This window comes from Pseudoalteromonas sp. DSM 26666, assembly GCF_900116475.1.
Lineage (GTDB): Bacteria > Pseudomonadota > Gammaproteobacteria > Enterobacterales > Alteromonadaceae > Pseudoalteromonas > Pseudoalteromonas tetraodonis.
Map to the genome: position 1 here is coordinate 412,082 of NZ_FPAR01000003.1, position 14,013 is coordinate 426,094.

12 protein-coding genes are annotated in these 14,013 nt (G+C 40.5%); 7 read left to right on the top strand and 5 right to left on the bottom strand.

Annotated elements, in window-relative coordinates; translation table 11 throughout:
- Window positions 1-44: 44 nt before the first annotated feature.
- Window positions 45-440, bottom strand: a complete 396-nt coding sequence (locus BM380_RS08050; protein ID WP_036956565.1) for a hypothetical protein — start codon at window positions 438-440, stop codon at window positions 45-47.
- 156 nt (window positions 441-596) lie between these two features.
- Here BM380_RS08050 and BM380_RS08055 point away from each other — a divergent pair, with 156 nt between their 5' ends.
- From BM380_RS08055 to BM380_RS08065, 3 genes are all read left to right on the top strand, one after another.
- Complete coding sequence (locus tag BM380_RS08055) at window positions 597-1,301, top strand: DUF3581 domain-containing protein (RefSeq protein WP_016900441.1); 705 nt, start codon at window positions 597-599, stop codon at window positions 1,299-1,301.
- A 91-nt stretch (window positions 1,302-1,392) separates the two neighbouring features.
- The gene (locus BM380_RS08060) at window positions 1,393-2,640 is read left to right on the top strand and encodes a DEAD/DEAH box helicase (RefSeq protein WP_069440166.1); all 1,248 of its coding nucleotides are present in this window, start codon (window positions 1,393-1,395) and stop codon (window positions 2,638-2,640) included.
- A 272-nt stretch (window positions 2,641-2,912) separates the two neighbouring features.
- A complete protein-coding gene (locus BM380_RS08065; RefSeq protein ID WP_090493888.1) occupies window positions 2,913-3,935 on the top strand; it encodes a hypothetical protein in 1,023 nt (340 codons plus the stop codon).
- Between the two features lie 337 nt (window positions 3,936-4,272).
- Here the strand turns inward: BM380_RS08065 and BM380_RS08070 are convergent, their stop codons facing one another.
- Window positions 4,273-5,229, bottom strand: a complete 957-nt coding sequence (locus BM380_RS08070) for a methylenetetrahydrofolate reductase (protein WP_090493890.1) — start codon at window positions 5,227-5,229, stop codon at window positions 4,273-4,275.
- A gap of 240 nt (window positions 5,230-5,469) precedes the next feature.
- Between BM380_RS08070 and BM380_RS08075 the strand changes: the two genes are divergently transcribed.
- Entirely contained in the window at window positions 5,470-8,352 is a 2,883-nt protein-coding gene (locus BM380_RS08075; protein ID WP_090493892.1) for a M16 family metallopeptidase, read from the top strand.
- Between the two features lie 75 nt (window positions 8,353-8,427).
- Here the strand turns inward: BM380_RS08075 and BM380_RS08080 are convergent, their stop codons facing one another.
- The gene (locus BM380_RS08080; protein WP_013465706.1) at window positions 8,428-8,742 is read right to left on the bottom strand and encodes a helix-turn-helix transcriptional regulator; all 315 of its coding nucleotides are present in this window, start codon (window positions 8,740-8,742) and stop codon (window positions 8,428-8,430) included.
- A gap of 1 nt (window position 8,743) precedes the next feature.
- Window positions 8,744-9,151 carry a hypothetical protein gene (locus BM380_RS08085; protein WP_090493894.1) on the bottom strand — a complete coding sequence of 136 codons (408 nt, stop codon included), beginning with the start codon at window positions 9,149-9,151 and terminating at the stop codon, window positions 8,744-8,746.
- A 326-nt stretch (window positions 9,152-9,477) separates the two neighbouring features.
- On the opposite strand from BM380_RS08085, the gene cysE reads away from it, so the two are divergent.
- Window positions 9,478-10,296, top strand: coding sequence for a serine O-acetyltransferase (gene cysE, locus BM380_RS08090; protein WP_010387694.1), 819 nt, complete (start codon window positions 9,478-9,480; stop codon window positions 10,294-10,296).
- A gap of 17 nt (window positions 10,297-10,313) precedes the next feature.
- Entirely contained in the window at window positions 10,314-10,958 is a 645-nt protein-coding gene (locus tag BM380_RS08095) for a hypothetical protein (protein WP_090493896.1), read from the top strand.
- A gap of 15 nt (window positions 10,959-10,973) precedes the next feature.
- On the opposite strand, the gene xseA is transcribed toward BM380_RS08095, so the two are convergent.
- Entirely contained in the window at window positions 10,974-12,308 is a 1,335-nt protein-coding gene (xseA, locus tag BM380_RS08100; RefSeq protein WP_090493898.1) for an exodeoxyribonuclease VII large subunit, read from the bottom strand.
- Window positions 12,309-12,442: 134 nt separating this feature from the next.
- Here xseA and guaB point away from each other — a divergent pair, with 134 nt between their 5' ends.
- Window positions 12,443-13,912, top strand: a complete 1,470-nt coding sequence (guaB, locus tag BM380_RS08105) for an IMP dehydrogenase (protein ID WP_008110278.1) — start codon at window positions 12,443-12,445, stop codon at window positions 13,910-13,912.
- Window positions 13,913-14,013 lie beyond the last annotated feature (101 nt).

Consider the following 14,013-nt stretch of genomic DNA (forward strand, 5'->3'; position numbering starts at 1 on the left):
CGAATCACATAGCGTTATAGTCTCAATTAGATAATTTTGAGCTATTAATAATTATAGGCTTGTCCGGTACAAGTAACGGCTAAATCACAATTGTAGCGGGATACTGATTGGCATTGCTCCAGTGTAAATGCATTGCCACCTAAATAAAGCACATCGTTTTTAAGGGATTCTATAGCTTGTGATTTCAAACGGTTATAGCTAATTGAGGATGTTCGCGTATCATCTGATACATCGCAGCTTTCGCCTTTTATTCCACCAAGGGGGCTTGCACCTCTATCGAGAGCGTCCTGAACACTGTAAAATTGCTCTAGACCACGTTTTTTAATGTGGCTTGAAACGTGTTCTGATAAAACCTCGTCGTCGATATTGGTTGTGTAAGTAATGTTATTACAGCCAGTTAATAATGAAACCGCGCATATTAATAAAGAAAAATACTTCATTAGTTAATCCCTTAAACTCGTATTTGCCTAATTTACTTAGTTAATTAGCGAGTTGCAAATTATCATTTTTCGCCTTTATTAAACAGATTCGACCTCTCAAGATTTTTTTTCTGGTAGTATAGCTAGGTTATAAGCAGTTTAAGCAGTGAACACACTATGTTAAGTCCTTACTATCAGCAGCATGCTGATTATGTTTCAATTTCTCGTGAGCAAGGTTGTCGCTTTGCTAAATGTGTAGCCGACGACTACAACCCGCTTCATGATAAAGACGCTAAAAAGTTTTGCGCACCAGGAGACTTACTTTTTTCTCTAGTGTTAGACCGCTATGGCATTAGTGAGCGAATGGAGTTTACCTTTGCCGGTATGGTTGATGAAAATACCAAGCTAAATTTTCCAGAACAACCTGGAGAAGAGTTTGATGTAAACCATGGCGAAAAAGTAATTTTAAAGGTTAAACGCGACGGTAAAACCAGTAAATGCCCAACACTTACAAACAGTTTAATAAAAAATTATGTTGAGTTCTCAGGTGCTGCGTTCCCGCATGTAATTATTCCTTTAATGGGCAAGCAAGAGGTAATGATAAACCCTGCGCGGCCTATGATTATTTATGAATCAATGATAATTAACCTTAATAACATTGATATTAAATCACCCACCCTTGAGTTTGCAGAGCCTAGCTTTGAATACGCTGGTAAACGCGGCAAAATAACCTTGCGCTTTAATTTACTCGAAAACGGCGAAAAGGTGGGTTTTGGTGAAAAACACATGGTGGTATCGGGTATTCGTGAATACTGTCAAAGCACCGTAGATGATTTAATTGCATTTTATAATGAACGTAAAGCCACATTAAAACCAGCTTAAATACTTCATTTTATATAGGCGCTATTTAGCGCCTTTTTTATTACTAAAGCTCAGGTATAATAGCGTTCTTTGTTATTTTAAAGCCAAGCTTATGTCTGCCACATCGTTCTCATCACTAGCCCTAGACCCGTTACTATTAACGGCAATAGAGCAAAATAATTACACTACGCCTACCGCCATTCAGCACAAAACGATACCGCCAATTTTAGCGGGCAAAGACGTTATGGGCAGCGCTCAAACTGGCACCGGTAAAACTGCCGCTTTTGTTTTGCCGCTATTACATAAGCTTTTAAATTCCGCTAAAAAAGACGAACCAGGCATTGCTCGTGTGGTTATTTTAACGCCCACTAGGGAGCTTGCTCAGCAAGTATTTGCAAGCTTTGAAAAATACGCACAAGGTACAGATATAAAAGGTGCACTTGCTTATGGTGGCGCAAGTATTGGTCCACAAATCAAAGCACTTAAAACAGCGCAAGTAATAGTGGCAACGCCAGGGCGCTTACTTGATCACATAGTGAAGGGCAGTGTGGTGCTTTCAAGCGTGGACTCTTTAGTATTTGATGAAGCAGACCGTATGCTCGATATGGGCTTTATTGACGAAATTAGACGAATACTGCGTCATATCCCAGGCGATCGTCAAACCTTACTGTTTTCCGCGACCTTTGATGACAGTGTATTTGAGCTGAGTAAAAAATTACTTAAAGACCCAGAGCTTATTGAAGTTGATAAGCGCAACTCTGCTGCTGTAGAGGTTGAACAAGTTATTTACGCAGTAGATGAAGACAGAAAGCGTGAGCTGGTATCGCACATGATTGGCATGAAAAACTGGCGACAAGTGCTTATATTCACCCGCACTAAACAAATGGCCGATAAACTTGCCAAAGAAATGTGTAAAGATGGTTTAAAAACCGAATCTATTCATGGTGATAAATCACAAGGTGCTCGCGATCGCGCATTACAAAACTTTAAAGAGGGCAGTACGCGTGTTTTAGTGGCCACCGATGTAGCCGCGCGCGGTTTAGACATACCGGCACTTAAATATGTAATTAACTTTGAATTGCCATACATAGCTGAAGATTATGTACACCGTATTGGCCGTACAGGGCGTGCTGGCGAGCAAGGGCTTGCTATGTCGCTAGTGAGCCTTGATGAGCAATGGCTGCTTGAAGAAATTGAAGTGCTGCTTGATACCCGCTTAACACCACAATGGCTTGAAGGCTATGAACCTGATTTAAATAAGCCACCTAAAGATAACCGCAAAAACACTAACAAAGCGCGTAAAGATCGCGATAAAAAACGTATTACAGGGCAAAGAGCGCCAAATAGAAGACGTAAATAAAAGCTTAGGGCTTCACCTAACAGGCAGCTAAGAGCGATAAGCGGTTATTCAGAGGAGTTGTCATCAACTTAGTAAGAATAAGAGGCAACTTTCTTCTTTTTTACATACTTATATAAATATCGGAAAGCATAATATTTATAGCTGGCAATCACTTATACTTTTTGCTATTAGTTTAAGCTCACAAAATAAGGGCGCCTTCGCGCTAAAAAAGGGAAAGTGTCCTCTGATAAAGTTGTTATAGCGCAACCCAAAATTGAGGTAAGGAGATTGAAGTGTCACCCAAAATTGCATTAGTTATTGGAAATGGTTTCTCCATGAGTTTTGGATATCATTCAGGATTGCAAAGTAAATGGAATACACAATCTTTTTTAGATTGGGACATAAAGTGCCCGACATCAGAAGACCTTTTAATAGATCTACTGCCTAATCTTAATGCACTAAAAAATATTAGGGAATATGAAAACGATTTTGAAGTGTTCGAATACTTACAAAATAAAGAATACTGCAAAAGTCACAAAATTGATCAATTACAATGTTTTATTGAAGCAAGACATTATCTTACGATAGCCTTTTCTCATCTAGCGGTTGAACAAGTTCTTCAGTTTGATACGGACTGGTCATGGTTTCAATGGATGAAAAAACATCGCGATAATATTATAGGTGCTTTCTCTCTTAATTATGATTTACTGCTTGAGAAATGCTTAGATCAACTTCAATTACCTTATGACTCATGCCAAGTGAATGGTCATGGGAGTGGTATACCTCTCTGCAAACCGCATGGTAGTGTGGATTTTGAAATACTAGGAATAAAAATCCCTGTAAAATATCCGTTGAACGGACGTATTGATTTGAATGATACTCCTATTTATCGATTGAGCATTAATGAATTGCTTTACCCGAGGACTCAGCCATTATGCATCGTTCCGAATGAAAATAATAAGTACATCAACTTTCAGTGGGTTGAGGAAGTTAGTAGGAATTTTCAGGAAAATTTAAAAGATTGTACACATTGCATAATTATCGGAGTATCGTATTTTGACTGTGATCAACCCGAAATAGATCACTTAATATCCAAAATTTCACCTTCTTGTGAAGTCATTATTGCTAATCCAACTCCACCTCCTGAATTGCTTGCAAAGCTGGATGGTTTTTCATGTACGCTTTGGAAATCGCATCAAGGACCTGTTGATGAAAGTGGCAACTGCATAATGCTAAAAGATCTAAACACAGGGAAAGTGCTAACAAAATGTTTTTGTGGAAGTGGAAAAGCATATCAATATTGTTGTTCTGTTTGAGTTCAAGCGCTATAACAGTTATATATATCGCTAACGTGGTAAATTAGATTGTTTCTGGTAAATTCATCATTTTTGTCGGATGGCGTGGCTCCGCCACTTATCCGACCTACGTCAAAATGTAGGTTGGTTAAGCCGAAGGCGCCACCCAACAGGCTTTCAAATTCACTTTTCATCCGCTCATGGCACTTTGCCGAAATTCAGCTTTGATAAAGTCCTACAGTTTAAACCTGATAGATTAAGTTAGTACTTATTAAAATAAACGAAGCTAACTACTTGAACTGGCTTATTCTATGTCGCTTATTATTTTTGCCCGAACCCCGAACCCCGAACCCCGCAATTAAGCTATTAGTTTCTCCGCAAGGTTGAGTTCCATTATTGCTTTTAGTAAACGGTATAAGTTAATTGACGCGTCAATTTCTTCTTTACGGTTGGTTAAGCTTTCAATATTTAAACCCAGCGGTACACCTAAGTGAGCACAGCTTTTTAAAATTGAGTCGAGGTTTTCGCGACAAATACGCACTGATTCGCTTAGTGTATTTTCCGAATCAAGCATGCGCCATTTAGTTGCCTCTGGCACTGAGATGCCTAGCCATTGCATAAACTCTAAGGTTTTTTCACCACCACAAGGCGTAAAGGTTAATATAATCCGATTAGGTGTCAGGCCTTGTGCTTTGCATGTGCGCGCATAACTGGTTATTAAATCTATGGTTGCTTGTGCGTTGTACACTGCTTGAGAGATAAAAAACTGGCATCCTTGAGCTGTTTTTTCTATTAAGCGTTGGTGCTCGTTGCGCTTATTGGCATGGCGCTCAGCAATAGTGACACCACCTAAAAAGAAGTCTTCAGACTGCTCTGCCAGTGTTTTGTAGGCAATCGGTAAGCTCAGCTTTATATCACCTGCTGATGATGGGCTGCCCACTAACACCACGTTTTTTAAATCGTAGTCATTTTTAGTTTCATCTAACCACGCTTTAAACTCACTCACACCGCGCTGAGCTACACTTTTATAAGTAATTACATCAAGATCAGATAAGCCTCGTAAGAGTTGACTGTACTCGCGCGGATCAACTGTTTGCTTAAATGCAAATGGACGCGCTTGCTCTGTACGGCTGCTTTCATCTTGAATGTCATAAATAATCACACCGTCATATTCAATTTCGTGTAAACGGCCTAATAACTTTTCGGCAATGACTTTTAATTGCGCTTTATCAGTCCCAATTTTTGGCGGTGTTGTGCCAATTAGGTAAACACCTTGGTTGGTGTCCTGTATTTTTTCTTGAAGTGATAAAGCCATAATCCTCATTCCAGCTTAATTTGTGATGATGGATTTAATATAGCAGCCATTTAGACGTCTAGATAGATTTATTTTGTTGAAAGTTTCTCAACTAACGTGAATTATTTTCATAGTTAAATTAAATAACTGACACAGTTGTTTACATAATTAATAGGCTTAAGGCTCTTATATTTAATTACTTTACGGCATACTTAGTTTGGTAAATGTTTTAAAAATTGCTCAATTTAAAAAGGGATAACAATGAAATTTAAATTATTGGCAACTAGCCTAGCGGTATCGCTGGCCTTAACAGGTTGTGCTACGCAGCAAAGTCAAAACACGCAAATAGCAGCTCAACAAGAACAAGTTAATAAAGCAGATGAGCGTGTTTTTTCACAAGATTACCTAATAGAAGAGCTAGATAACGGCCTACGTGTGATGGTAGTTAAAACCGATTACCCAGATGTAGTATCGCTACAAATACCTGTATCTGTTGGCTCGCGTAATGAAGTGGAAGCGGGTAAAACTGGTTTTGCTCACTTTTTTGAACACATGATGTTTAAAGGCTCTGAAAAGTTTCCGCAAGATGTGTATTCAGATATTCTAAAAAATTCAGGGGTTGATAACCGCGCCTACACAACTAACGATTACACTAACTACCACTTAAATTTTTCAAAGCAACATCTTGATAAAGTACTTGAGATTGAAGCGGATATTTTTCAAAACTTAAGCTACACCGAAGAACAATTTAGAACGGAAGCGCTTACCGTTAAAGGCGAGTACTTAAAAAATAACGCCAGTCCAATTCGTAAATTATTAAGTGCGGTACGCCAAGAAGCGTTCGAAAAACATACCTATAAACACACTACAATGGGCTTTTTTGAAGACATTGAAGCTATGCCAGATCAAATGGCCTACGGTAAAGAGTTTTTTGATAAGTTTTATAAGCCTGAATATGTATCGCTTGTGATTGTTGGTGATGTTGATCCAAAAGAGACCATGGCGATGGTTAAAAAACACTGGGGTAATTGGCAAAAAGGCGACTATGTTGCTGATATTCCAAAAGAGCCAACTCAGCAAGCGCCAAAATATGTGCATGAGCAAAACGAGGGATTACCTGGCCATTGGTTACTTGTGTCGTATAAAGGGGCTGCATGGGAGCCTCAGAAAAAAGACAGAGCCGCATTAGATTTACTGTCGCAGCTTTATTTTTCGAGCAATTCAGATATTTACCAAGAGCTGGTAGTAGAAAAACAAATCGCGAGTCAAATGTTTACCTATAACCCTGAAACTAAAGATCCAGGGTTACTGCATGTATTTGTAAAAGTAGAAAATGCCGATGATTTAGCCACAGTGCGTGATGCCATTAATCGTACGTATGCCAAAGCGCGTACCGAGTTGGTTGATAGCCAAAAACTTAGCGATTTAAAGTCTAACCTTAAATACAGCTTTATAAATGGTTTAGATTCGTCGCAAGCAATTGCCTCTACACTTGCCAGCTATATGCATTTTGAGCGCGATCCTGAGGTAATTAACCAACTGTATAAATCGGCAGACAATATCACTAGCGAAGATATTAGAGCCGTTGCCAATAAGTACTTTGTTGATAATGCTCGCACCACAATTACTATGTCGGCACTTGATAAAGCCCCAGGTTTTGAACAAGAAAGCGACTTAGATGCCTTGGTAGCTAAGTATCAGCAAGTACCGAGTAAGCCTATCTTTAAAGTGCTGGATAAAACTAATAGCTCGCCGTTAATCGATATTAACTTATTATTTAATACCGGTGCCGCTGCCGATCCGCAGGGTAAAAAAGGCGTGGCGGCACTGACTGCCGCAATGCTGGCGCAAGGTGGCTCAACCTCAATGAGTTACAAAGATATTAAAAAGGCAATGTACCCGCTGGCGGGTAGCTTTGGTTATCAAATAGATAAAGAAATGCTGTCGTTCCAAGGGCGTATTCATAAAGATAATGCAGCTCAGTGGTATGCCTTAGTGAGTGAGCAGCTGCTAAACCCAGGCTTTAGAGAAGATGACTTTAAGCGTCTGAAAAAAGAAATGATCGATGGCATTAAATCGGGTTTAAAAGCTTCTAACGACGAAGAGTTAGGTAAAGAAGTGCTCTACAGTGTGCTTTATAAAGGCCACCCTTATGAAAGCTATAACTACGGTGACTTATCAGATTTAGAAGCGCTGACCCTTGATGATGTTAAAGCGTTTTATAATGCTGAGCTTACACAAGCTAAACTTACTGTGGGTTTAATTGGTGCAGTCCCTACAAAACTTAAAGCACAAATGTTAGCTGACTTAGCGACACTCCCTAAAGGCGAACAAAGCCGCTTAACAATCCCTGATGCGCCAGAGCTTAAAGGTCATCATGCAACGATTGTTGAAAAGTCAGCGCAATCAACGGCTGTGTCGTTCGGGTTCCCTATTGATACCATTCGTAGCAGCGAAGACTGGACCGCATTGTGGCTAGTGCGTTCGTACTTTGGTGAGCATCGCAGTTCTAACAGTTACTTGTACGAACGTATTCGTCAAACGCGTGGTATGAATTACGGTGATTACGCCTATATTGAATACTTCCCTAGAGGTATGTTTCAAACTAAACCGGATGCAAACTTAGGGCGCTCGGAGCAAATATTCCAGGTGTGGCTGCGTCCACTGCGCTCAAACAACGATGCGCATTTTGCTACCCGTACCGCATTATTTGAGCTAGATAAGCTAATTAAAAATGGCATGACTGAGGCTGATTTTGAAGCCACACGTAACTTTTTAATTAACTTTGTGCCACAAATGGTTGCTAGTCAAAATCGTCAGTTAGGTTATGCGCTAGATAGCGAGTTTTATAACACCGATAGTTTTGTAAACTACGTCACAAGCAAACTGAAAACATTGACTGTTGACGATGTAAATCGAGTGATTAAAGATAACCTACAAACTGAGAATATTCACTATGTGTTTGTTACCGGTGATGGTGAAGATATGCAAAAACGTTTAGCAACTATGCAAACCTCGCCTATGGTGTATAACACCGATAAGCCTGCCGAGTTAGTGGCTGAAGATAAGGTAATTGCTGATTATAAACTGGCAATTCCTGCAAAAAATATTGAAGTAGTAAAGGTGGATAAAGTATTTCAATAATTTAAGTTTTTAAGTATTAAAAAATGCCCCTGTGCAGTAAGCATTGGGGCATTTTTATATTTTAGGTTGTAAATACTAGTTACTTACTAAAAGTACTGAGGCTGCACCAAGAGCAAAACTAATAACAGAGCTAATAATCAAACCTGCAATAAAACTTTTAGATGGACTGTTATTGGCATCATTTTGGTTGTTTTCATCAAGCTTAATAAGCTCACCTTGGCGTACTTCAAATACCGCACATAAGGCCATGGTGGTTTCTTTTGAGGCTGCACCTTCTTTTTCTACTCGTTGAATGGTTCGCAAGCTTACATCGCAGGCATCGGCAAGCTGTTGTTGTGTCCAATCGAATGTGTGCCTAAGCGACTTTACCGTTGTAGGGTTTAATTGCATGTTAAAGTTTCCCTACAAATAGTTCCATTACTGCTGCAGTGGTATAGCCAAATACTGCACCACCTAATGCACAGCCTAGAATAAATAAAGCTGCTTTTTTAGGATCGCTAGGAAGACTACTTTGAACTTGCTTGGCAAGCACTTCTTGATCTTTGTAAAGAGTGCATTCAAGTCGTCCTGTCAGTATATTGAGCATGTCAAATTTCACTTGGTACTGCGAATTTTCAAAATCAAATGTGTGTGAGCTTTTTATATTAACGCTGCGTCTGCTGCTAACTAAGTCATCGTTAATATAGATTTCTTCTTTACCTGTAAAGTAGCTTCCAAAACAGGCTATTTGGTTATCGCCATCTTGAAAGTAAAATTTATAGCCTAATTTTTTTGTATTTAATATGTCGTTTTTCATCATCGTTATCCTTGTTTAGTTGATGATGCTAATTTAGCGTTTATTATTATTTTTTACGCCGTCAGCAGAACGCCAGTGGCTATTTTGGCACATGACACACGTGCTGTCATATATTGTTATTTATTGATTTTTATTAACTTATTTTATTTTTGCACAAATGGTCAAACCTGCCTAGCTGTCATATAGTATGGCTTTGAAAAAGTAGTCTAAAAATGAAATTTAACTAGTTATATATAATAACCAGAACAAATAACGAAGGGATTAACACCTAGGCGCCTAAATCCGTTAGAATTGGCGGTAGGCTCTTTGTAATAACTTAAGGCAGTATTATGCGTCATGAAATTTGGCAACAGCTTCGTAGTGAAGCAAATGAAGTAGTAACTCGTGAACCCCTTTTAGCGAGCCATGTGTATTCGTGTATTTTAAATCATGAGTGCTTAGGGTCGGCATTGAGTTTTATTGTTGCTAACAAGCTAGCTGATGCTGTGGTTTCTGCTTTTACAATCCGTGAGCTGTTTGACCAAGCTTTTGTAAAGTGTGACCGCATGCTGACACATGTTGCTCATGATATTAAAGCAGTAAAAGATCGTGACCCTGCCGCCGAAACCTACCTTACTGTGATTTTAAATTTAAAAGGGTTTCATGCGATACAAGCACACCGATTAGCTAACTGCTTATGGCAACAAAACCGTAAAGAGCTTGCGCGCTTTATTCAAAGTCGTACCTCAGAGGTGTTTGGGGTTGATATTCACCCTGCTTGTAAAGTAGGCCAAGGCATCATGTTTGACCATGCCACCGGTATTGTTATAGGTGAAACCGCCGTAATTGAAGATAATGTATCTATATTACAATCGGTTACGTTAGGTGGTACGGGTAACGAGCAAGGCGATCGCCACCCTAAAATCAGAGCGGGCGTACTTATTGGCGCGGGCGCTAAAGTACTGGGTAACATTGAAGTGGGTGAGGGCGCACGTATTGGCGCAGGTTCAGTGGTATTAAGCCCTGTGCCGCCTCACACAACTGCTGTTGGCGTACCTGCAAAAATTATTGGTCGCCCTGATTGTGAGTGCCCGGCAGAAAGTATGAACCAAAACTTTTTAGAATATCCCGAGCCAGAAAACGAATCGCACACCAGTGCAATGCTTTAATTTTTGAGTACCTAGAAATGATATATAAAAGTAACTTTGTGGCTATGCTGCTCTGTTTTTCTTCAGGCGTGGCGTTAGCAAGTGGTTACTTTTTGTTTTTTAAAGATTCCACTCGTGTTTCCTCAGCGCCCAAACAAGCTGTAATCTCTTCGGCTAACACTCAAGTCAATAATCAGCCAACTACTTTGCAAGGCCTAGTGCAGGTCAATAAAGCCCAAGCGGCTGATCAACAAACTCAGCTAGCACAACATGTGGTTGAGCTTAATCAGCGGCTTGAAAAAAAATCAATCCAGCTTAAGCAGTCTCAACAACAGCTAAAGTTAAATCAATTAGAAAGTGTAGAGCTTGATGATGAGCTCGCAATACAGTTTGAGCAAGAGGCTGATAATCTCGAATGGAGTTACGAGCTTGAAGTCGCGTTAACTGACTTTTTAATTATTAATGAGTTTGCAGATAGCGCTGAGCTTACAGCGCTAAAGTGTAAGCAAACAATTTGTAAGTTTGAGCTTACCATAAATCAACATGCCGTTAATTATGGAGCTAAATTATGGCGCGAGCTAAACGATAAACTTCACCTTGAACCTTGGTGGCAGCAATTTAAACTCAGTGCATCTCAATCTAACGATGCCCGTATTGAGTTTACCGTAAGTACGCAAGGCTAGCGCTTAGCAATATGGCTAAGCTTCTACCTTTGAAATAACCTGGCCATCTACTAACTCAGTGATCAACACATCACCCACTTTTACATCTTCCACTGATTTAACCACTTTATTTTGCGCTGTTTTAGTAATGCTATAACCACGTGCTAGGACATTAAGGGGGCTGACCGAATCAAGCCGACTTGCTTGTAAGGCAAGCGTATTATTTGCGTGTTGTAGTTGCTGCTGCATCGCTTGATTTAGCCTTGCATGGAGCTGTGCTAACTGATGGTTTGCATTTGCTAGCTTTTTATCTGGTGATTGGCGCATTAGTCTGGGTGTTAAATTAGCTAACACGCGTTCTTGTTGATATAAACGCTGACGCATTGCCTGTTGCAGTGCAATACTCAACTCATCTAAGCGTTGTGATTTTTGGTTTAGCTGATTGCGCGGGTGGCACAAATCTAAGCGATGCTGTAGCTGAGTTGCCAGTGCACGTTTATCGGCAATGTCGTGTTTAAATGCATTCGCTAAACGACTAATTAACTGATTAACCCTATTATGCAGCTCTTGTGTATTGGGGCTTACGAGCTCTGCGGCTGCAGAAGGAGTTGCTGCGCGGACATCAGCGACATAATCGCTAATTGTGGTATCTATTTCATGGCCAACAGCGCTCACAATTGGCAGCGAGCTTTGATAAATAGCACGAGCAAGTTGTTCATGGTTAAAGCACCATAAATCTTCTAATGAACCACCGCCGCGCCCGAGTATGATAACGTCGACTTCATTACGTAAATTTGCCAGCTCTATTTGCTTGATTAAATGGCCATGCGCTTCTTTGCCTTGCACCATCGCAGGGTAAATAACCACTTCTAATTGCGGCGCACGACGCTTTAAAACAGTTAAAATATCTTTAATTGCGGCGCCTGTAGGTGAGGTGATCACCCCTATGCGATTTATGTTTTGGGGCAGGGGTTTTTTATAAGCGGAGCTAAATAAGCCCTCTGCAGCCAAACGCATTTTTAGCGCGTCAAACTCTTGCTTAAGTTGCCCTTCGCCGGCAGGCTCCATATGTTCAACAATAAGCTGGTAGTCACCACGGGGTTCGTACAAAGATACACGTGCTTTAACGGTTACTTGTGCGCCGTTAATTGGTCGGTAACTTTGGTTGCGATTATTGCCTCGCCACATGGCGGCTTTAATTTGCGCTTTATCGTCTTTTAACGAAAAATACCAATGCCCAGAAGCAGGCGCAATAAAGTTAGAAATTTCACCAGTGAGTACTAAAGACGCAAAACCTTGTTCAAGTAAGGCACGTATTTCACGATTAAGGCGAGATACGGTATAAACCGTTTGCGAGGGCTTAGAAAACATAAAAACTACCAAAAAACATTTATAAATCTAGCTTATCATAAATAAATACAAAATATTATTTACTAGTGCCTACAACGCTGTTAAAATTTGGCCGCAATTCCTTATCTTAGATCCACATGTGAGAAGTTGCCAAAATGCTTAGAATCGCTAAAGAAGCTCTTACCTTTGATGACGTACTTTTAGTACCTGGTCATTCTACTGTTTTGCCACATACGGCAAATATTTCAACTCGCTTAACGCGTGGTATCAAACTTAACTTGCCGCTCATTTCAGCATCTATGGATACTGTTACAGAAGCTCGTTTAGCTATTGCCCTCGCGCAGGAAGGTGGTCTTGGTTTTATTCATAAAAACATGACCATTGCAGAACAAGCGAAAAATGTTCGTAAAGTTAAAACCTATGAAGCAGGTATTGTTTCATACCCTGTTACAGTAACGGCCGATCTGACAATTGCAGATGCCGTTGAGCTGTCTCAGGAAAAGGGATTCTCAGGTTTTCCGGTCACCGATAGCGAAAATAACCTTGTAGGTATTGTAACTAGTCGTGATATGCGCTTTGAAACTAAGCTTGAACAGCCGGTTTCAACAGTGATGACGAAAAAAGAAAACCTAGTAACGGTTAAAGAGGGAACGGCTCGCGAAGATATCTTAAGCTTAATGCACGAACACCGCATTGAGAAGATTCTTGTGGTTGATGATGCGTTTAAACTTAAAGGCATGATCACCGTAAAAGATTACCAAAAAGCACAAGACAAACCAGACGCGTGTAAAGACGAGCAAGGTCGTTTACGTGTAGGTGCTGCGGTAGGTGTTGGCGCAGGTACTGATGAACGTATTGCTGCATTAGTTGAAGCCGGTGTTGATGTACTACTAATCGATACTTCTCATGGTCACTCACAAGGTGTTATTGACCGTGTTGCAGCGACTCGTCAAGCTTACCCTGATTTACAAATTGTTGCGGGTAACGTGGCAACTGCCGAAGGTGCTATTGCCCTTGCAGATGCCGGTGTTGATGCTGTTAAAGTAGGTATCGGTCCAGGTTCTATTTGTACTACACGTATTGTTACCGGTTGTGGTGTACCACAAATAACAGCTATTTCTGATGCGGTTGAAGGCCTTAAAGGCCGCGATATTCCAGTGATTGCCGATGGTGGTATTCGTTTTTCTGGTGATATTGTAAAAGCATTGGTTGCGGGTGCATCGTGTGTAATGGTTGGCTCTATGCTCGCGGGTACTGAAGAGGCACCAGGTGAAGTGGAGCTTTATCAAGGTCGTTACTACAAGTCTTACCGTGGTATGGGTAGCTTAGGTGCGATGGATCAAAAAGAAGGGTCATCGGATCGCTACTTCCAAAAATCAAACCAAGCTGACAAGTTAGTACCAGAAGGCATTGAAGGTCGTGTTGCTTATAAAGGGCCAATTGCGACCATTATTCACCAACAAGTGGGTGGTCTTCGCAGTGCAATGGGCTTAACCGGTTGTGCCACAATCGAAGAGCTAAACACTAAACCACAGTTTGTACGTGTAACTTCTGCTGGTATGGGTGAGTCGCATGTTCATGATGTGCAAATCACTAAAGAAGCACCGAACTACCGTTTAGGCTAATCAGCCTTTAACAACTTGAAAAAAGTGGGCTAACCTTTGTTAGCCCTAATATAGTCACACAGCTTAAGCTGGTGGCGTTTAGCACCTGACTTTACGAGATA